General features: G+C 39.3%; 22 protein-coding genes. 6 read left to right on the top strand and 16 right to left on the bottom strand.

Annotated elements, in window-relative coordinates; translation table 11 throughout:
- Window positions 1-26 precede the first annotated feature (26 nt).
- The gene (locus N0M92_RS15660; RefSeq protein ID WP_260286621.1) at window positions 27-1,202 is read right to left on the bottom strand and encodes an acetyl-CoA C-acetyltransferase; all 1,176 of its coding nucleotides are present in this window, start codon (window positions 1,200-1,202) and stop codon (window positions 27-29) included.
- Window positions 1,199-2,146 carry a 3-hydroxyacyl-CoA dehydrogenase family protein gene (locus N0M92_RS15655; RefSeq protein WP_260286620.1) on the bottom strand — a complete coding sequence of 316 codons (948 nt, stop codon included), beginning with the start codon at window positions 2,144-2,146 and terminating at the stop codon, window positions 1,199-1,201. The genes N0M92_RS15660 and N0M92_RS15655 overlap by 4 nt, the downstream gene beginning before the upstream one ends.
- Before the next feature lie 257 nt (window positions 2,147-2,403).
- Between N0M92_RS15655 and N0M92_RS15650 the strand changes: the two genes are divergently transcribed.
- Window positions 2,404-3,180: a 3-hydroxybutyrate dehydrogenase gene (locus N0M92_RS15650; protein WP_260286619.1), complete on the top strand. Its 777-nt coding sequence runs from the start codon at window positions 2,404-2,406 to the stop codon at window positions 3,178-3,180.
- Window positions 3,181-3,483: 303 nt separating this feature from the next.
- Window positions 3,484-4,326, top strand: a complete 843-nt coding sequence (locus N0M92_RS15645) for an alpha/beta fold hydrolase (RefSeq protein ID WP_260286618.1) — start codon at window positions 3,484-3,486, stop codon at window positions 4,324-4,326.
- A 54-nt stretch (window positions 4,327-4,380) separates the two neighbouring features.
- Here N0M92_RS15645 and N0M92_RS15640 read toward each other — a convergent pair whose 3' ends face one another.
- The gene (locus N0M92_RS15640; protein ID WP_260286617.1) at window positions 4,381-4,557 is read right to left on the bottom strand and encodes a YjcZ family sporulation protein; all 177 of its coding nucleotides are present in this window, start codon (window positions 4,555-4,557) and stop codon (window positions 4,381-4,383) included.
- Window positions 4,558-4,825: 268 nt separating this feature from the next.
- Between N0M92_RS15640 and N0M92_RS15635 the strand changes: the two genes are divergently transcribed.
- A complete protein-coding gene (locus N0M92_RS15635; protein ID WP_260286616.1) occupies window positions 4,826-5,338 on the top strand; it encodes a hypothetical protein in 513 nt (170 codons plus the stop codon).
- Window positions 5,339-5,449: 111 nt separating this feature from the next.
- On the opposite strand, the gene N0M92_RS15630 is transcribed toward N0M92_RS15635, so the two are convergent.
- The 3 genes from N0M92_RS15630 to N0M92_RS15620 form a co-directional block, all read right to left on the bottom strand.
- On the bottom strand, window positions 5,450-5,629 hold the full coding sequence (locus N0M92_RS15630; protein WP_260286615.1) for a DUF4083 domain-containing protein: 180 nt from the start codon (window positions 5,627-5,629) through the stop codon (window positions 5,450-5,452).
- Window positions 5,630-5,754: 125 nt separating this feature from the next.
- A complete protein-coding gene (locus tag N0M92_RS15625; RefSeq protein WP_260286614.1) occupies window positions 5,755-5,883 on the bottom strand; it encodes a hypothetical protein in 129 nt (42 codons plus the stop codon).
- A 213-nt stretch (window positions 5,884-6,096) separates the two neighbouring features.
- Entirely contained in the window at window positions 6,097-6,288 is a 192-nt protein-coding gene (locus N0M92_RS15620; RefSeq protein WP_260286613.1) for a hypothetical protein, read from the bottom strand.
- A 772-nt stretch (window positions 6,289-7,060) separates the two neighbouring features.
- Between N0M92_RS15620 and N0M92_RS15615 the strand changes: the two genes are divergently transcribed.
- Both N0M92_RS15615 and N0M92_RS15610 read left to right on the top strand, forming a co-directional pair.
- Window positions 7,061-7,810, top strand: a complete 750-nt coding sequence (locus tag N0M92_RS15615; RefSeq protein WP_260286612.1) for a hypothetical protein — start codon at window positions 7,061-7,063, stop codon at window positions 7,808-7,810.
- Window positions 7,811-7,903: 93 nt separating this feature from the next.
- Window positions 7,904-8,512 (top strand): hypothetical protein, encoded by a 609-nt coding sequence (locus N0M92_RS15610; protein ID WP_260286611.1) that lies wholly within the window; start codon window positions 7,904-7,906, stop codon window positions 8,510-8,512.
- Window positions 8,513-9,064: 552 nt separating this feature from the next.
- Here N0M92_RS15610 and N0M92_RS15605 read toward each other — a convergent pair.
- The 3 genes from N0M92_RS15605 to N0M92_RS15595 all read right to left on the bottom strand — a co-directional run bounded on the left by N0M92_RS15605 (window position 9,065) and on the right by N0M92_RS15595 (window position 11,102).
- Window positions 9,065-9,520: an SRPBCC family protein gene (locus tag N0M92_RS15605; RefSeq protein WP_260286610.1), complete on the bottom strand. Its 456-nt coding sequence runs from the start codon at window positions 9,518-9,520 to the stop codon at window positions 9,065-9,067.
- Window positions 9,521-9,670: 150 nt separating this feature from the next.
- Window positions 9,671-10,543 (bottom strand): AraC family transcriptional regulator, encoded by an 873-nt coding sequence (locus tag N0M92_RS15600; protein ID WP_260286609.1) that lies wholly within the window; start codon window positions 10,541-10,543, stop codon window positions 9,671-9,673.
- A 112-nt stretch (window positions 10,544-10,655) separates the two neighbouring features.
- Window positions 10,656-11,102 carry a GNAT family N-acetyltransferase gene (locus tag N0M92_RS15595; protein WP_260286607.1) on the bottom strand — a complete coding sequence of 149 codons (447 nt, stop codon included), beginning with the start codon at window positions 11,100-11,102 and terminating at the stop codon, window positions 10,656-10,658.
- Between the two features lie 256 nt (window positions 11,103-11,358).
- Between N0M92_RS15595 and N0M92_RS15590 the strand changes: the two genes are divergently transcribed.
- Entirely contained in the window at window positions 11,359-11,538 is a 180-nt protein-coding gene (locus tag N0M92_RS15590) for a small acid-soluble spore protein H (protein WP_260286606.1), read from the top strand.
- Between the two features lie 219 nt (window positions 11,539-11,757).
- On the opposite strand, the gene N0M92_RS15585 is transcribed toward N0M92_RS15590, so the two are convergent.
- From N0M92_RS15585 to N0M92_RS15555, 7 genes are all read right to left on the bottom strand, one after another.
- Window positions 11,758-12,282: a hypothetical protein gene (locus N0M92_RS15585; RefSeq protein WP_260286605.1), complete on the bottom strand. Its 525-nt coding sequence runs from the start codon at window positions 12,280-12,282 to the stop codon at window positions 11,758-11,760.
- 62 nt (window positions 12,283-12,344) lie between these two features.
- On the bottom strand, window positions 12,345-12,974 hold the full coding sequence (locus N0M92_RS15580; RefSeq protein ID WP_260286604.1) for a type 1 glutamine amidotransferase family protein: 630 nt from the start codon (window positions 12,972-12,974) through the stop codon (window positions 12,345-12,347).
- A complete protein-coding gene (locus N0M92_RS15575) occupies window positions 12,974-13,588 on the bottom strand; it encodes a phosphate starvation-inducible protein PhoH (RefSeq protein ID WP_260286603.1) in 615 nt (204 codons plus the stop codon). Before N0M92_RS15575 ends, N0M92_RS15580 begins: the two co-directional genes overlap by 1 nt.
- Before the next feature lie 12 nt (window positions 13,589-13,600).
- Window positions 13,601-14,329, bottom strand: a complete 729-nt coding sequence (locus tag N0M92_RS15570; RefSeq protein WP_260286602.1) for an ABC transporter ATP-binding protein — start codon at window positions 14,327-14,329, stop codon at window positions 13,601-13,603.
- Window positions 14,304-15,818, bottom strand: a complete 1,515-nt coding sequence (locus N0M92_RS15565; protein WP_260286601.1) for an ATP-binding cassette domain-containing protein — start codon at window positions 15,816-15,818, stop codon at window positions 14,304-14,306. The genes N0M92_RS15570 and N0M92_RS15565 overlap by 26 nt, the downstream gene beginning before the upstream one ends.
- Window positions 15,811-16,791, bottom strand: a complete 981-nt coding sequence (locus N0M92_RS15560; RefSeq protein WP_260286600.1) for an ABC transporter permease — start codon at window positions 16,789-16,791, stop codon at window positions 15,811-15,813. The genes N0M92_RS15565 and N0M92_RS15560 overlap by 8 nt, the downstream gene beginning before the upstream one ends.
- On the bottom strand, window positions 16,788-18,417 hold a 1,630-nt coding region (locus N0M92_RS15555; RefSeq protein WP_311202565.1), incomplete at its 5' end, for an ABC transporter substrate-binding protein. The genes N0M92_RS15560 and N0M92_RS15555, both read right to left, overlap by 4 nt.

Below are 18,417 nucleotides of genomic sequence, written 5' to 3'. Positions count from 1 at the left end.
TATCATAGGAAAAAGGGGCCAAGTCATTACCGTTCCACAATCAGCGCAGTTCCCTGTCCGCCACCGATACATAATGTGGCAAGGCCGGTTTTTGCATCCCTAAGCTTCATTTCATACAATAAAGTCACTAAGATTCGGGCACCGGAAGCACCTACCGGATGACCCAGAGCTATTGCACCGCCATTTACATTCACTTTCTCCGGATTCAGTTCAAGGTCTTTAAGCACGGCGAGTGATTGTGCCGCAAAGGCTTCATTCACTTCCATCAAATCAAGATCATCTATTGTCAATCCCGCTTTTGCCAAAGCCTTCCTTGTCGCAGGCACAGGACCGTATCCCATGATTTTCGGATCAAGCGCAGCGTTTGCATATGACTTAATTGTCGCTAATGCTTCCAGTCCCAGCTCGTCCGCTTTTTCTTTAGACATCAGGACTAACATCGCACCCCCATCATTGATTCCGGATGCATTTCCTGCCGTAACCGTCCCATTTTCCTTGAAAGCAGGGCGCAGCTTCGCTAGCTGGTCGATCGTCAGACCATGACGCGGGTGTTCATCTTGGTCCACCAAGATCGTCTTTCCTCTGCGTTTATATTCAACAGGTACGATTTCATCTGCAAATCGTCCTTCTAGCTGTGCCTTTTCAGCCTTCAGTTGGCTATTTAAAGCAAATTCGTCCTGCTTTTCACGGCTGATTTCCCACTGCTCGGCGATATTCTCCGCAGTCACGCCCATATGATATTGATTAAAAACATCCGTCAAGGCGTCATATGTCATGGAATCGACTGCTTCGGCATTACCCATTTTCTGTCCAAAACGATAATTCGGAAGTAAATACGGAGCATTGCTCATGCTTTCAATTCCCCCGGCAAGAATCACATCAGCATCGCCAAGGGCAATGAATTGCGCTCCCATTATTACCGTCCGGAGGCCAGATCCGCAAAGTTTATTTATGGCCATGGCCGGCGTTGTTTCCGGAATCCCTGCATGGATCGCAACCTGACGTGCCACATTTTGCCCTAATCCAGCAGATAGAATATTCCCTACCAATACCTCATCGATCATGTCAGCCGAGATATTCGCCCGCTTAATCGCTTCCTTGGCGGCCACAACTCCCAAGTCAACCGCCGACACATTGGCAAGACTGCCTCCAAAAGAACCAACTGGTGTTCTTGCTGCCCCCACAATCACTACTTCTCTCATAATACTTCCTCCTTCTCCATTTTTAATTTTCCCAGTTTAATAAAATTACGGTCCCTCTCATTGATTTTCTGGGAAACGGCAGATCCTTCATACGTAAAAATCCCTTCTCCCGACTTCGTCCCAAGTTTTCCCTTGGCTACCAAATCACGAATCAAATCAGGGGCTTCCTCACTTTGATCCAATACCGGTGAAACATTATCAAAAACACGCTGCCATGTATCCAATCCGCCAAAATCTGCAATCTCGATCGGCCCAGTAAATGCCCACCGAAAACCTGGTCCAGCCGTTATCGCCGTATCGATATCCTCAGCATCGGCAACGCCCTCTTTCAATAGATAAAAGGCTTCCCGCATCAAGGCAGTCTGGAGACGATTGGCGATGAATCCTGCTATTTCTTTTTTCAAGAGAATCGGAGACTTGCCGATTTTACGCATTAAATCCATGGTTGTCTTGACGATTTCAGGCTTTGTTTCGTCATGCTGAACAATTTCAACCAACGGAACCAAATGGCCAGGATTAAAGAAATGCGTGATGACCATTCTGTCCGCAAACGAGGCCTTCTCCATCAATTGAGAAATCGGAAAGGTCGATGTATTTGAAGCAACAATGGCATCCGGTTTGATTATTCCCTCCATTTGCTGATATAGATTCAACTTCAGCTCAATGACTTCCGGAATCGCCTCAATGATAAAGTCAGCATCCCTTACAGCCCCTTCCAAATCTACGCTATACGTAATATTAGCTAAAGCCTCTTGCTTTTCCTGATCAGTCAAGGTCCCTTCCTCAATGAGCAGTGATAGATTCTCAGATATCCGATTTTGGGCATGGTGTAGCAACTCTTCCTTTATATCATTAATGGTGACGAGATACCCGCTAACTGCAAAAGACTGAGCGATCCCGCTCCCCATTACACCTGAACCGATAATGGTTATTTTTTTAATCATCCAGCTTCCCCTTTCCGTTTCAAATACCTTTATTTACTCACCTTTTTATCTATGCAATATTTATGCCAAAGATAGGGGGAAATAAAATTCTTTTTTTATCTTGAAAATCATGATAGACTCTTACTCATTAACCTAAACCATATTTTTATAACCTTCCCTTTAATATTTCCAATGGAGTTTACCTTGTGAAATATTCCCTATTTACGACATAAAATGACAGACCTGGACCATTACATTTTTTATTGGAGGAATGTAATATGGTTAAAGATAAAGTGGCGATCATTACCGGATCCGCTAGAGGAATCGGTTTTGAGATTGGAAAGATATTCGCTGAAAATGGCGCAAAGGTCGTTTTGTCAGACCTTGATCAAAACACAGTTGAAAAAGCTGCTTTAGACCTGAGGAACAAAGGCTTGGATGTTATCGGCCTAAAAGCGGACGTAACAAGTGAAGAGGATATTATCCAACTAATCAAACAAGCTAAAGACAAATACGGACGAATAGATATTTTCATCAATAACGCAGGCCTTCAGCATGTTGCTCCAATTGAGGAGTTTCCAACTGAAAAATTCGAGCTGATGATCAAAATCATGCTGACCGCGCCATTCATTTCAATCAAGAACGTTTTGCCGATCATGAAAGAACAAGGCTTCGGCAGAATCATCAACATCTCTTCCATTAACGGCCTGATTGGATTTGCCAACAAAGCAGCGTACAATAGTGCCAAACACGGTGTAATCGGATTAACGAAAGTCGCTGCCTTGGAAAGCGCCTCTTTTGGCATTACCGTCAATGCCCTTTGCCCAGGATACGTAGACACACCTCTCGTCCGCGGTCAATTGGAGGATTTGGCGAAAACAAGACAAGTACCGCTAGAAAGCGTTTTGGAAGAGGTCATCTATCCACTTGTCCCACAAAACCGCTTACTCGATGTAAGTGAAATTGCCGACTACGCCATTTTCCTCGCAAGCGACAAAGCACGGGGCATCACAGGCCAGGCAGTCGTGTTAGATGGCGGATATACAGCTCAATAAATGAAAAATGCATCTGCGATAAACCCCGAATAAATGACACCAAAAAAGGTGCCCTGCATTCGGGGTTTTCTGGATTCTTTGGATTGTGGGAAAATTTGGTGGTTCACAGACCTCGCACATGTTACAGTAATATAGGGACATTTCCCATTTTACAAATATAAAAGGAGGCCTCGTCATGATTATTAAGTGGGTTAGACTGCGATAATTAAAAGCGCAGGCCAATCATCATGCTCCGGAAAGAATTTATTGATCTGCGCCATGGAAAACGGCTATTAGATAATATTTAATACGGAGGTAAAAAACATGAGTGAACAGATACTGAAAATAAATAAAGTGGATATATGTACAGAAAGTTTTGGAAACCCAAAGGACCCTGCTGTGCTTTTGATCATGGGAGCGATGTCTTCATTAGATTGGTGGGATGATGACTTCTGTCTCCGCCTCGCTGATTCGGGGAGGTTTGTCATTCGGTACGATCATCGGGATCTCGGACGATCTATCAGTTATGAACCCGGTACCTCCAACTATACAATAACGGACATGGCTGACGATGCCGCGGGTGTCCTGGACGCTTATTCCATAGAGCAGGCGTCTATCGTCGGGATGTCCCTAGGCGGTTTGATCGGTCAGATTCTTGCATTAAGATATCCGGAACGCGTAACTACGCTTACGCTAATTGCATCAAGTGTGTTCGGGACTGTAATGGAAAAACTGCCTCCAATGGACCAAAGCATATTGGATCATCATGCGAAGAGTGCTTCCATGGATTGGTCAAATCGAGAGGCGGTCATCGCTTATCTTGCGGATGGATGGAAAACTTTAGCGGGTTCCAAACCTTACGAGCAGAAAAGAATGTATAAACTGGCAAAAAGAGAGGCGGACCGCGCCAAACAGCTGCCGAGCAGATTCAATCATGCTTTGCTTGCTGGCGGGGACGAATATTTTGATAGAATGGGTGAGATATCCGTACCTGTCCTTATTATTCATGGCACAGAAGATCCAGCCTTGCCATACGAGCACGGGCTTGCCCTTGCAAAAGCCATCCCTCATGCAGAATTAGTGACTCTTGATGGATCGGGGCATGAGATTCATAGTGAAGATTGGGATGAAATTATCGATTCAATCATTAAGCTAACTTCGCGATAAACTAGTCATAAAAGAAGCCGACCAATAAAGGTCGGCTCTTTTTATATACTACTTTTAGCAGTAACTGCCATACCCGCCGCCGTACCCGCCGCCGTAACCTCCGCCGTAACCGCCGAAACAAGCAGCTCCAACGATGACTAAGAGTATAAACAAAACGACTATAAAAGCGAAGCCGCCACCAAATCCAACACCATCATTACAACAACTTGATTCATGACCACAATTTGACAATAGAAACATCTCCTTATTCGTTTTAGGAGGAAATAATTAAATGGGTTAATTCAACTTATGTTCCAATTAGGATAATGACACAAAAATCTCCAGAAACTTTTTAACAACCCACTAAACCATTCGGGAATCCAATTATCTCGGTCAAGAATATCGCCGATCCATGAACCATCTTGACGTTCCCAGCTTCGGCTGAAGAAGGAACAGGGTTAACTACTATCTCTATAATGGCGGACGGCCTGTCAATTAAGGTAAAAGGTTCGAGGTATCTATGATAAAAGGAAATTCTTATATTCTTGTTTTCACCGTGCTTGTTATGTTTACAATAGTGCTTGTTTCAACTACACCAATAATAATTAAAACTTTACTTGCTTTTATAACGATTGCGTTTTTATTTCCTGTGATTAGGAAGCTTCTGTTTAAAGACAAATCAAGAAAAATTAAAGTGGCATTCTACTCATCATTGACCTTAACAATTGGTTTATATCTAGTCTCAATTTTTGAAGAACCATCCTTGAATTCAGGTGGAGATTTTATTGTTGTTCTTTTTTATAGTTTGATTGGAAATTTCTTTTATGGCTTACCAGTCTCACTCATTGCTGAATTTATCTCAATCAAGTATTTCAATATTCGTTTCTGGTTATCTGGATTAATACATATTGGTTTTGGATTGGCTACATACTTTATTGACCAAGGAGGTTTCTTTATCTTTGCTGTCATTTGCTCCATAATCTTTTTTGCACTAGATGAAATCACTATAGTATATTCTAACTTGCGCCGATAGTTTCATAAGAAGCTTTGATCTACATCCAACCTGCCCAGTTCAATTCTATAAGCCTTACTATAGAGTGACATAAACTATGCAGGAGCAAAAAAATGAAAAGGATAAAAGAAATTAATCTCTTCTATCCTTATCAAGCAACTCAATTACTCTATCAAGTTTTTGTTCTATGCTATTGGATTTGTTTGACCTTGTAAGATGAGACCGAACAAAAAAGTAAACAGCAAAAATGACACCAAACAACAAAATAAATATAATCAGTTGATATACTATATCACCGGTATTGAAACCCAAAGAACTCCGCCCCTAACTTTTTTTGTATACTATATACTAAGCTTCTTAAACTATCCTCCGCCGCTAGTTGCATTAGAAAAAGGCCGCAGATCAAACTCCACTATTGAAGGAAAGCACATTTCATTCTAAAAGATAATTTCCCAAAACTCACGATCTTCCATGACTAGGTCATAAGGGTTTTTAATGTCCATCCAGCGAATGTTTCGTTTCTTAGAAAGTGCAGAATCCTCTTTACCATATTGCACCACTAGCATTAAGGGCTTCATCTAAATAAGAATATAAGATTGTTAAATATTCTACTTCTTCCGCTGTTCCTTTAAATTCAAGTCTTAAAGGGATGTGATTTGAGTATGTCATTTTTAAAGACATTAGGTTGACCTGGAGACAATGGGTTTGACCCGAACGAACCTTTTGGCAATCACATTGGTGAAGCTATATAAATGTACTGAGTCATACGGTTCTCCTTTCTATGCCTCCTTATTGAACGACATAAATTGTTTAGATATCACTTTCAGTTCTTTATATATTTGTGTAAGCAATATTAGAATATGTATAGGTATTCCAACTGCAAGTCCCACCAATGGAGAATAAGGCCCAGCAAAAGTAAAAAGCGATACAAGTGTAATGATTATATATACTGAGATAATTAACGTGGTCAAAATAAATTTCTCCTTTTTTGGATAATTATAGCATATATTTCTAGCGTAATTCGATAACACTACGACTGTCTTGCTCCCCTGGCCATTTAGTTCTTCAAGAGAAACAACAATATAGCAGAGCTGATTCTAAAAAAAAGTAATAATTTCACATTCAAATTTGAAACATCCGTTCTTTTCAAATCGCTGAAAAAGATTTGATCCGTGATTATGAATCAAGTCTCTGAAGACAAAAAGGAGTATTTTAACCCCTTGACCAACCCCAGCCGGATTAGAAAAACGGTAAAATAAACTTTGCACACGCCTATTTTTAAACATCATTAAAAGGTAATGGTTGAAGTTCCCTCTATAACCCTCATAGATTTAAACGATGATAACGGAAACGAACCTCGTTTTGTCTCCTTAAAAAGAGTTTAGGACTTCTTTGTTCACTTTTCGAAAGATCGAGCAAAGAAGTCCTTTTTGCGTTTACCAGTATTTTAGTAGGCACTATTTTTCAATGTTTATCTTTTTGCCTCCCTTTTGGTTTCATCCAATTCTTTACCGCGTTCCATACTCCCTCTTATGCTACATTATAAACCTATAAATATTTACAGTTTGTCCGGAAATATAAGTAACTTGTCCAAGCAATCGCCTTAATTTATTAATACTATATTTTGTAACTACTACGAAAATACATTTGGAGTGTTTTAGTACGGTTCGATACTACACTCCATTTCATTTTCGAAAAAAAAGTGTTACAAGAAAGGATTGTGATTTTGTGGGAAATTTCGGTATGAATAATCCTATGCACAGCAACTGGGGTTCTGCATGTTCCGACAGCGACTGGGGTTTTGGGAATGATTCAAGATTTGATCGTCATTCAAAATTTAAAAAGCCATGTAAGGTTTGTAAGTCTCACGACGAGTCTGCTTGCAATTGCAATTTTAAAGCTCCAACTCGCCAACTTGCTGCACCATTAAACAGCGACTGTGTCCTAGTTAATTCCGTTGTAGGCTCAAAATCGGTACAAAAGGTTGCAGAAGCAACACTTCCTTTTACAGCGTTTACTCCAGCAATTCCAGCAGGATCCACTATTGTTTCAGTAGCAGTTGTACCGAATCTAGCTGGCGTTACACGTAACACGTCGATCATTAGGGACAAAGTCGTAAACATCGGGCTTATTCCTGTAGCAATTACGGTAACATATACGGCACCAGGAACAACCACTCCTGTTTTAACAGCCACACTTTCAACGAGTTTACCATTCCAGGAGCATACAGATTTCCCAGGTGCCTGCCCTGAGGATATGGTAGTAGAACCCCCATTAGTAGTAGAAGGGATCTTTGCTCAACCAGGCGTTCCAGTCATCGGCACCACGGGACTTGTTACTACCAACGCTATTTTAGTCAAGATTGTACTACGCACTACAATTACAGTTACACGACAAGTTATCTTGGATTCACATGGTGGTATTTGCGACGTAAATGAACGTCGTTGTGAAACTACAACTACTCCAACGACTAATACTCTTCCTGCTCCATAAATGACAGCGTTGAGTAGTTTTTAATCTTGACTAGCAAAGCCCTCTCTAAATAGAGAAGGCTTTGCCTTTATTTATTTTATAGGATAGAAAGGAGTGACATTTCTATGTGTTATCACGAGGATTGTTCTAAGAAAAATCACTGCGATAATGAACATCACCACGATTGGTGTAAGGAAGAATGCTGCGATAATGAACATCACGAGTGGTGTAAAAAGAAAAAATGCTGCCATAATGAACATCACGAGTGGTGTAAAAAGAAAAATCACTGCGATGAGGACCATCACCATGATTGGTGTAAGAAAAAATGCTGCGATAATGAGCATCATGATTGTTGTAAAAAGGAAAAACGCTGCCATAATGAGCATCACGATTGTTGTAAAAAGAAAAAACACTGCGATGAGGACCATCACCACGACTGGTGTAAGAAAGAATGCTGCGATAAGAACCATCACCATGATTGGTGTAAGAAAGAATGCTGCGATAAGAACCATCACCATGATTGGTGTAAGAAAAATCACTGCGATAATGAACATCACGAGTGTTGTTGTAAAAAGAAAAAATGCTGCGATGAGGACCATCACCACGATTGTTGGAAGAAGAAACGCTGCGATGAGGACTGTTGTGGTAATTGGTAGTTTGTTAAATGGAAAGTACTTTGATACCGTAATTATCAACGTACTTTTTTTAGTTTCGAAAAGATAAGTTTATCAACCTCACAAGTACGCATACTCATTCTATTTTTCTTAGAATGACCACTCTATTTCAACTATCCTGCCCTTTAGTCTTCAAGAGAATCAACAAAACCCTTTACCAGAGTGGTTTTACTAAAAAGTAATAATTTTACACTTTTATACTGGAACATTTGTTCTATTTATGTTATTCTTATAAAAACAAATAAAAAGATCAAATCGCTACAAAAGATTTGACCATAATTATAATTAAAGGTCGGTTGTATCCGCGGGCCTTACACGGTTGTACCGCTGAGCCGAGCCATTTGCTAACGTTCAGGGTGCCGGTGATAAAGACAGCTCCGAACTTCAGCTAAAGCACCCGTTCGTTCATTAATAACCAGTAATTTCATAACAAGAACAGCTATTTAATCAATCATCCCCCCAGCCATCTGTTTTCCCGCCAGAAGGTTTACTTAGTCCATTTGTATATCAATAATATCGTCGTAAATTAAAAGCACTTATCTCTTCTGCAAAAAAAGACAGTAGCCTCCTGATAGTTAAAGCACCTTTTCATTAGACAAGATTAGTGCATATTCTCGGCAATCTTTTTCAGTGCCTTTGCACGAGAAATGATAAATTCTCTCATATACCTCTCTAAAAACAACTTATCAGCTAAAACTCCAATTGGACCGAACGGTGATTCATATTGAAATCTATCCATCATTATAGTTCCGCCTGATTCTTCTATGAACTGATGTGTGTGCACGAAGGAATGGAATGCTCCCTTCACCATAATATCCACAAACTTATTTGGCTTTTCCATTAATGTCACTTGGGCTTTCAGCCTTTGTTTAATACCAAAGTGAATGGCTTCCCATGTTACAGTATCACCCTCCTCTAATAGCCCTTCTGTCACACCATCAACAGCAACTTCCTTTGTTTTCGCTGTCGTTTTGGTATGGATATCCACGCTCCTATTTAGGTCAAAACATAAGTCAACTGGTGCTTTAATAAATAGTTGATATTCAATAACAGGCATTTCCCACTCTCCTTATATAATCACTTTCTACCCATCATTATTGCTCGTTTTAGCAAATGATACCTAGCCCTTATCCATTATCCTGCCATGCTTGTTACATACAAAAAAGCTGCCTTAAGACAGCTTTTCGAATAAATCTTTCGCCCAGCCTCACTTTTTCAAAACGGGGATCCATATTTCACTTCTAAATGTTGGTGAGGTCATATCTTTATTTTCATTCCAAAGGATTTCCGGTCCTTCCCTTTGTTCAAAGTTTGAGGATGGAAACCATTCGGAATAAATACGTCCCCATACATTTTGCAGTGTTTCAGGAAAGGGACCTACCGCTTCGAAAACTGCCCATGTAGATGCATCAACTTCAAGCTGTGTTAAGTTATCTGGACATTCCCTCGTTGTCGCTGCGCCGATATAATGATCAAGCTCCCCTTTTTCCTCCAACCGGCCTTCGGAAAAATTCGCAGATGCACTAAGCAGCCCTAATGGCTCGACATTCGATAGGTTTTTAAGTTCATTTATCGTTTTCTCGTCTAAACTTTTCCACATAGATGCAATTTCTGGATTAACCCCGTTAAAAATGATTGGAACTCTTTTTTTAATTCCAATAATGTGAAATGCCTCTTTTTCTTCCATTCGATAGTTCATTTCACTGCCTCCTTTAATGGATAATTGGAAGGACATCGGTGGATAGGCTTTAAGAGAATGGCCATTACTTCTCGCTTCTGATGGTGTGATACCATGCAAATGTTGAAACGCTCTTGCAAAAGAGTCAGGTGAGCTATATCCGTACTTTATCGCTATATCTATGACCTTTATGTTGTTATCCTTTAGCTCAAACGCTGCAAGTGTAAGTCGTCTTCGGCGGATATATTCGGATAGTGGGATACCTGCAAGGAAGGAAAACATCCTTTTAAAATGATATTCCGAGCAATAAGCTATTCTTGAAACTTCTTTAAAGTCAATTTCATTCGTAAGATTTTCCTCAATGAATTTAATGGCTCCATTCATATTTTTCAGCAAATCCATTCAATGACCTCCTTATATCAAAAGAATAGCAGGAATTGAAACGAATCATCCGACATTCTGTGCACGATTATGCAGGGTCCTTTCACACCCGTTAATGAAAATAAGCTTATTGTTAAAATGGAGATTTACGGACTTTTTGCATAAATAGCTCTGGATTATCGATCTGATTAAAACCGTATTTTTTATATAATGAATGTGCATCATTAGTAGCTAACATAAACCTGCGGACCCCCTCCAGTTCGGAATGGTTGGTGATGACATCCATTAACCATTTTGATAATCCTAATTTACGATAGTCAGGTAATATAAACACATCGCAAAGGTATGCATGTGTTACTAAATCTGTTATGACCCTTGCAAATCCAACTTGTTCACTACCTTCATTACCTATTTCACCCTTATAAACCCCAAAACATAAGGTCGTATTTTCAATTGACTTCATTACTGTTTCCTTAGGTATTCCCTTTGACCAGTAAGCTTCTTGATTCAAAAAATCATGTATTAAATTTACATCCAAATACTTTTTATTAGTAGAAATCGAAAATCCTTTACTATTCATTTTTACATCGCCCTCCCGAACTTTTTTAATTTTCTGTAATTTAACCAAACAACAGATTTTAATCTTTTGAACTAGCTTGCCACGTTAGTCTAAATGATTATAAGCTTCCTTAAATATAACTCGACCTTCAGCTGATGCACCAGTTTGTTAAATAAGTGTGTAAGGGATTGTTGGAAGAATTTTAATTACAACAAGTATATCTAAGTAATTCGGAACAAATATTATACATGTTGCAAATTCTAAGGAGGTGGCTAAAATGGACGCACAACGAGCAGAAGAAATTGCTTCTTCACCAAATATGGTTAATGTAACCTATAATGAGGAAAGTATCTACATTGAGCATGTGGATGAACAAAATGGAATAGCTACAATCCATCCCCTTGATGATCCAAATAAAAAACAAAGTGTTACTGTAACCAGCTTAAAAGAACAGTAATTTCCTCGATTCAATAATAAACCTCCACTTTCTGGTGGCGGTTTATTGTTCGAGTCATTCCAATTACCATTTTCAAAAAAAAGAGCTGCTGATCAGCTCCTGGGCATGGAGTAAAGCTCGTATTGTTGGTGTAAAAGGCAAAGAAAAAACAAGCGAATTCATAAAATTCGCTTGCCTTTTGATTTTAAGGTATCGTGTAATTTGCTGACTTTTAAAATACTATTTTAAGCTATTGATGATTAGTAAATCTTCAACTGGCATGTCGTATGCACGATTACCAAGCTCTTGTTTTAAACGTTCATTATCTTCATACTCTTCGGGAGTGAAGTCATTTTCACGGCCTTTTTTCAAGTAATCATAGAAAATTGGCGGTAAGAAGTCTTCTTTTAATAACACTTCTACTGATTCGCCATTTTCTTTTGTGAATACATAGGCATAACCTGTTGGGCGGTATGGGTCATATTGTGCGTTTGGATAGTTTACATCAACAGTATATACCCCGCGAGTTTTTGCACGTGTGACAAATTCAAATACATCACGGAATCCTGGGCCACCATGACCGGAAAGAATCGTAATATCTTTGCGGTTTGGAATTTCATCGCCGTATAATGCTTCAAATGCCGCTTCAACCACACGGAAACCTACGCCTAGTGCCATATATGCTGCGTAGCCATGGTATTTTTTAATGTCGTCGAAAGAAATCTCGATTAGATCATCACGATCATAGATTTTAATTGTTCTCATTAATTTTGTCTCCTAATTATGTTATTTAATCCTATTGATTAGTAAGTAGTTTTATATACGTTCTAACAATGCTCCAGAATTTTCTTTGTAATATCCCCTTTACTGATCCATTGGAACATTCCATCTAAAAAGCGTTCTGTCGCTGGCATGAAATATGATCCAAAGTGATAGTCCGGGTCCAATGTTGTAATGATCCAAGTACCTTTTGTTGATTGCTCATCGATGTATAACACGGACCCACCATCTATTGTTGAAACAAGTGTCGTTGCATGAGCTGGCGGCCAAAATACACCGTGTTGATGCCATGTGCAATCTTCAAGCGTTATGTATTCAAAGAATGGTTGTTCTGCATTTTGAACACGTAATCCACTATCTGCATTTTCTTCAATCCACCACCAGAAATTCGTTGGGCGCTCCTCCCAATTCTGGTTCGGGAGCCATTCCCAAGGCTGTGGTCCAAAGGCTATTACCGTTTTCCCTTCATCAGCAAAGTCACGAATTTTTTTCGCATTTTGAAGTAATAAGTTCGAGTTTAACTGTGATGGCACAATCAGTACATCATACGGTGATAAATCTGCCTCGGCAAACTCAGGAAAGTAAATCAGTTTGTCGATAAATTGCGCATATTTCGGCTCGTGGAATGTACGATAGTGTGGTGCATGCCCACTATAAATAACTGCAATTTTTCTCATTATACTTCCTCCTGTGCAACTTCTTGCTCAAGTAGTGCCAACATTTGAGTTCTAATTTTACCTGTTGTTTTCCTATCGCTCTTATAACCTAATAGACTACGTCCGGAGTGAACAATGACCGTACCTTTTGTTGTATGACGATCAATGTACGTAATGACCTTTCCATCTGTAAACGTTAAACAAACCTCCGCGTCTTTTGGGGCTCGGTAATAACCGCGAGCAAAGAATCCTGCAACGCCTTTGTTATATACCATATCTTCCACTTCCACACCCTCAAATAGCGGTGCACCAGGAACTGGTTGTACGTAATAATCTTTATAACTATTGATTTTCGTTGGCATCATTAATGAACAGCCTGGTAGCCAACCGCGGAATAAGTGCCCACAAAAAACAACTACTTTCCCATTATTCAAGAATTCAGAGATGACCTCTTTGTGATTTAATAAGTATTCTTGATCAACAAATTCCGTAATATATAAAACGTTATACGGAGATAAATCTGTCGTCTCTAACTCATATTCATCGATCACGGTCGTGTTCAATGAGTTATCCGCTGGTTCTTTTACGCTAAATGCATGAGACGGGTTCAATTCCAAAATGTTTAGTTGACTCATTCATTCTTCCTCCTAAACTATCGTTTTTTTTCTTTTTTCAAAATACAGACAAGCTTCCAGAAGATTTTTTGTGTAAGGGTGCTGAGGATTTTTTAATACCTCTACAGCCGTTCCACTTTCAACAATGGTTCCCTTCTCCAACACTAAAACTCGGTCTGCTACATCTTCAATAGCTTGAATACGATGCGTAATGTATAAAACACTCATATGGTAAGAGCTTTGAAATTTTTTTAGCAATTCAATGATCGTTCTTTCTGTTTGTGGATCTAACGCAGATGTTATTTCATCGGCAATTAATAGGCGCGGGTTACATAGTAATGCGCGAATGATGGCCATACGCTGCTTTTGTCCGCCAGAGCATTGGCTTGGCTTATTTTTTAGAAGCTCAAGTGGCAATTCTGCATTGTTCATCATCGAAGTAATTTTCTTTAACGCTGATTTCTTTGAATACTTTTGTAGTAAAAGCGGCTCCATTAAGCTTTGTTCCATTGACCAAAATGGGTTGAAGGAGCGGTCTGGATTTTGATACACATATTGTGTGAAGTTAATCGAGTCTCCTGCCCAGCACATCTCGCCTTGACACGGTTCATTTATTCCAATTAAAAGCTCAGCAATCGTAGACTTGCCAGAACCAGACTCACCAAGTAAACAAATAAATTCTTCTCTTCCTACACAAAAATTCACATCTTCTAGCACAACATTATTTCCGAACTTTTTACATAAATTGCGAACCTCGAGCATTGAATAATACCTCCTCTTCCACATGCCCATCAACGATTGATAGCGTACGATCTGAAATGGCATAGGCTACGTCCATATCATGCGTTATAAATAATAGGCTAATATTGTACGCTTTCACTTTTTCCTCAAGCAAAAGAACTATTTCTTTCTTTAAAATCGGATCAAGTGCACTCGTACATTCATCCGCAATAATAAAATTCGGCTTATTGGCGAAAGCTAATGCAATTAGCGCCCGACTCAGCATTCCGCCCGAACATTCATGCGGATACTTTTCTAAAATAGTTTTAGACAGCGATACTTCTTCCACAGCTGCAACTGACTGCTCCATCGTTATCCCAATTTCCAAAAACTGATCCTTCAGTTTTAATAATGGGTTAAATGCTGAACGGGCATCTTGAAAAATATAGGCACACGTTTTCCAATAACAATCATTGGCAAATTGTGGATTCCTAACAGAATGTCCGTCATATTGGATATCCCCTGACCATGCATCAGTTGGTAATAATCCGTACATCGCCCGAGCTAAAGTCGTCTTGCCTGAACCTGACGGACCAATCAAGCTCACAATTTCCCCGCTTTTAATTTGGAACGAAACATCCGATACAACCTTTTTCTTCTCAAAGGCAATATTGACATGATAGGCGGCCAAATCATCTGTCCCATTCTGAATCGTATCAATTGTTACCTTTTTCAGTTTTGACGGTTTCTTCGTTTTTTCCTCAAGTAAAAACGCTAAGCTCATCGTTAAAATAGTAAGGAATAGCACTGGAGGGATAACAATCCAAGTCCAGCTTGAATTCAAGAATATGGATGGCTGTGAAAATGCTTCATTTAACATGCTTCCCCATGAAATAAAATTCGGATCACCCAGTCCTAAAAATGCCAGGCCCGCTTCCGTCAATATCGCTGACTTACATGTTAATATAAATTTCGTCTTCACTATCGGCCGTAAGTGTGGCAATATGTGTGCACGTAAAATATATAAGGAATTACCGCCGAACAATTGGGAAGCTTTCACAAATTCCCGTTCCTTCAATGTAAAGACAGCCGAACGCACTATGCGCATATACGAAGGCCATGACAGCAAGCTTAGTATAATGACAAGCTGTGCCATTCCACCACCAGTGAACGACATGATGATTAAGATCAATAGTAAATTAGGCAGTACTAACAAAACGTTCGCAACGCCATTAATGACCTTATCCAATATAGGAAAATACCCTGCCAATAAACCTAGTACTACAACTAAAACTGTCGAGCAGGCAGCAATGCATAACCCAATTAAAATGCTAGTGCGTGTCCCGTAGATTAATTGACTTAAAATATCCTGTCCTAATCTATTTGTTCCTAGCCAGTGATTGGCGGATGGGCTTAAAAAGGAAGCGGCATCATATGAAAAGGGATCATACGGAACAAAAAATGGAATAATAAAAGCTACTATAAATAACATACCAATTACTATAATGGGCAGCTTATAGACCTTATTCATTTTTGCTTCCTCCCTTAACACGCGGATCTAGCTTCGGGTATAGGAAATCTGCTAAAGCATTGAAAAACAGTATGATTGCTGAAAATACAAAAAACAGTCCATGCATTAACGGATAGTCCCTTGATAACACTGCCTCTTTTAACAGCTTTCCTATCCCGGGGTAAGAAAACAACGTTTCTACAAAAATAGCGCCAGTAAATAGTGTACCTATACGAATCATCATTAATGTAAAGATCGGCAGCAATGCATTTTTTAAAATATGGCGATACACTAAGCGGTTTCGTTTAATACCCTTCATTTTCGCAAACTCAATAAATGGTGAAGAAATTACTTGAATCGTTTCATTTCTTACTAATAGGTATGTACTTGAAATACTTACAATCGTTAATGTGATAATCGGTAGGGCAGCATGCTGAGCGTAGTCGGCAATGACCATCCACCATGAATCCGGGCTTAAAAATGGTTCACTTGCACCGCTCATGGGCAGAAAACCCAAATAAACAGCAAATACTAATAATAAAATCATCCCCATTAAAAATTCAGGCAATGCCCCGACTGCCATCATAGTTAGCATAAAGCGCCGATCACCACGTTTAAAATGGAACCAGCCTGACCATAAACCAAAAAGTATTCCGATGATTAATGAAAGACTTGTTGAAATCCCTACAATCCATAATGTGTACGGTAAATGATTTAATACTATATCAGTAACTGGCTCCCTATAAGAAAACGAATAGCCGAAATCTAAATGCAGGAGTCCTACTAGATAATCGATAAATTGATCACCTAATGAAGCATCGAGGTTGTAGTATTCAATCATGGAAGCCTTTTGCGCTTCGGTTAGCATCGGCCCACTATCCTGGCCATCCAAATACTCAATCGGCCCCCCCGGCATAAGTCGAGGGAGAAAGAAATTGAGTAATAATAATATGACAAATACTGATCCGTATAGCGTCAATATTTTTTTAATCATTTGTAATCCACGAATACTGCTTTGTTATCAGTTAATGGAATACCATCCGCAATACCGCCATAGGTATTGAACCAGCCAGCAAATACGCTTGAATCATACACGTAGTAGAATGGACGGTGGTATAACACAAGTGTTGGTAATTCTTCTGCTAAAATATCTTGCATTTCATCAACTGTTGCTTTACGCTCTGCTTCATTTCCTTGTTTTAATTGAAGACTTGCAAGCTCTTGGAACTCTTCGTTATCGAATACACCTTTACCAGCTAGAGAGTTACTGGCTTGACCGCTAAACCATAAACGTAAGAAGTCCGGGTCACCGCTTAAACCAATATGCCCTGTAATTGTCATATCATAGTTCCCTTCAGCCATGGCCGTTGAGAATGTTGCTGAGTCGACTGTTTGAATATCAAGTTCAATCCCAACATCAGCAAGCATTGATTTCATTAATTCAGCTTCTTGAGAAGTTGAAGAAACTAGTACGCTTAAATCTAAATCTTCACGAATGCCTGCATCATTTTTCTCGTATCCGAGCTTATCCAGAATGGCATTTGCTTGTTTAACATTGTAATCATATTGTTTCACGTCTTTTTTATACCAAGTTGAATCTGGCGGGATAACACCTGCACTGCCAACCATTACTTCCGGGTTACCAGTTAATTTTTCTGCGATCGAAGCACGATTTAATGCATAAGCAATCGCTTGACGAAGATTTTTATCACGTAATTGTTCGTTTTCTAAGTTGAATACGATACGAACGGCGCTGCCAGTAGGTTCGCTTTTCAGAACGTCATAGCCTAATTTTTCAAGCTGTTGAACTTCCGTATAGTTAAATGTCATACCGCCATCGATTTCTTTGTTTTGTAAAGATAACATACGGTTTTCAGTTGCTAAATATTGAACTTCATCCACTGTCACGTCACCTTTAAAGTAGTCTTCGTTTTTCGCAAATTTATAATTGCCTGTTGCTGAATCATAGCTATCAAGTGTAAATGGACCTGAGCCAATTAAAGCTTCATCCTCTTGATACTCTAATGGTTGTTCAACTTTTGACCAGATATGTTCTGGAATGATCGGTAACTTACCGGCAATTTCAGAAATGAACGGAACATACGGCTCCGCAAGAGTAATTTTCACTTCATAGTCAGAAACTTTTTCTGCTGAAGCGACTTTTGTCATATCTGCATTCCATTGAAAAGTATTTTCTTTAAAATAGTTATAGGAGAAAACAACATCATCCGCTGTTAATGATTCTCCATCATGGAATGTTACATCTTTTTCTAATGTGAATGTATATTCCAAATTATCTTCTGATACTTTCCAAGATGATGCTAACCAAGGAATAACCCCAGTATCATCTTTCCAAGTTAACGTATCAAATAAAAATGAGTTACGTAAAAATCCACTCGGACCATTTGTGTCAAATGTAAACGGTGATGGAAACCCACTGTTTTGCCACCCGATTTTCACAATTTTCTTACCATCCGATTCGGATTTTGAGGTACTTGAAGATGACTCATTTGTTTGTGAGCATCCAGTTACAATTAAAAGAACTGCAACGAATAAAAATAATACTTTCCTCAAAATGATAACTCCCCTTCCATTCCATTGAGATTGATAATTATTATCA

The sequence above is a fragment of the Peribacillus aracenensis genome (assembly GCF_025175645.1).
Taxonomy (GTDB): Bacteria; Bacillota; Bacilli; order Bacillales; family DSM-1321; genus Peribacillus; species Peribacillus aracenensis.
The sequence above is the reverse complement of the archived record's forward strand: the minus strand, read 5'-3'. Positions and strand labels throughout refer to the sequence as shown.

Bases quoted from the DNA above. Each gene is read 5' to 3' on its own strand.
- N0M92_RS15655 (WP_260286620.1), bottom strand. From the start codon at position 2,146: ATGATTAAAAAAATAACCATTATCGGTTCAGGTGTAATGGGGAGCGGG.
- N0M92_RS15600 (WP_260286609.1), bottom strand. From the start codon at position 10,543: ATGGATTTGCTGAAAAATATGAATGGAGCCATTAAATTCATTGAGGAA.
- N0M92_RS15575 (WP_260286603.1), bottom strand. From the start codon at position 13,588: ATGAGTCAACTAAACATTTTGGAATTGAACCCGTCTCATGCATTTAGC.
- N0M92_RS15560 (WP_260286600.1), bottom strand. From the start codon at position 16,791: ATGATTAAAAAAATATTGACGCTATACGGATCAGTATTTGTCATATTA.
- N0M92_RS15615 (WP_260286612.1), top strand. From the start codon at position 7,061: ATGAATAATCCTATGCACAGCAACTGGGGTTCTGCATGTTCCGACAGC.
- N0M92_RS15580 (WP_260286604.1), bottom strand. From the start codon at position 12,974: ATGAGAAAAATTGCAGTTATTTATAGTGGGCATGCACCACACTATCGT.
- N0M92_RS15660 (WP_260286621.1), bottom strand. From the start codon at position 1,202: ATGAGAGAAGTAGTGATTGTGGGGGCAGCAAGAACACCAGTTGGTTCT.
- N0M92_RS15570 (WP_260286602.1), bottom strand. From the start codon at position 14,329: ATGCTCGAGGTTCGCAATTTATGTAAAAAGTTCGGAAATAATGTTGTG.
- N0M92_RS15590 (WP_260286606.1), top strand. From the start codon at position 11,359: ATGGACGCACAACGAGCAGAAGAAATTGCTTCTTCACCAAATATGGTT.
- N0M92_RS15565 (WP_260286601.1), bottom strand. From the start codon at position 15,818: ATGAATAAGGTCTATAAGCTGCCCATTATAGTAATTGGTATGTTATTT.
- N0M92_RS15645 (WP_260286618.1), top strand. From the start codon at position 3,484: ATGAGTGAACAGATACTGAAAATAAATAAAGTGGATATATGTACAGAA.
- N0M92_RS15605 (WP_260286610.1), bottom strand. From the start codon at position 9,520: ATGCCTGTTATTGAATATCAACTATTTATTAAAGCACCAGTTGACTTA.
- N0M92_RS15595 (WP_260286607.1), bottom strand. From the start codon at position 11,102: ATGAATAGTAAAGGATTTTCGATTTCTACTAATAAAAAGTATTTGGAT.
- N0M92_RS15650 (WP_260286619.1), top strand. From the start codon at position 2,404: ATGGTTAAAGATAAAGTGGCGATCATTACCGGATCCGCTAGAGGAATC.
- N0M92_RS15635 (WP_260286616.1), top strand. From the start codon at position 4,826: ATGATAAAAGGAAATTCTTATATTCTTGTTTTCACCGTGCTTGTTATG.
- N0M92_RS15625 (WP_260286614.1), bottom strand. From the start codon at position 5,883: ATGCTAGTGGTGCAATATGGTAAAGAGGATTCTGCACTTTCTAAGAAA.
- N0M92_RS15585 (WP_260286605.1), bottom strand. From the start codon at position 12,282: ATGAGAACAATTAAAATCTATGATCGTGATGATCTAATCGAGATTTCT.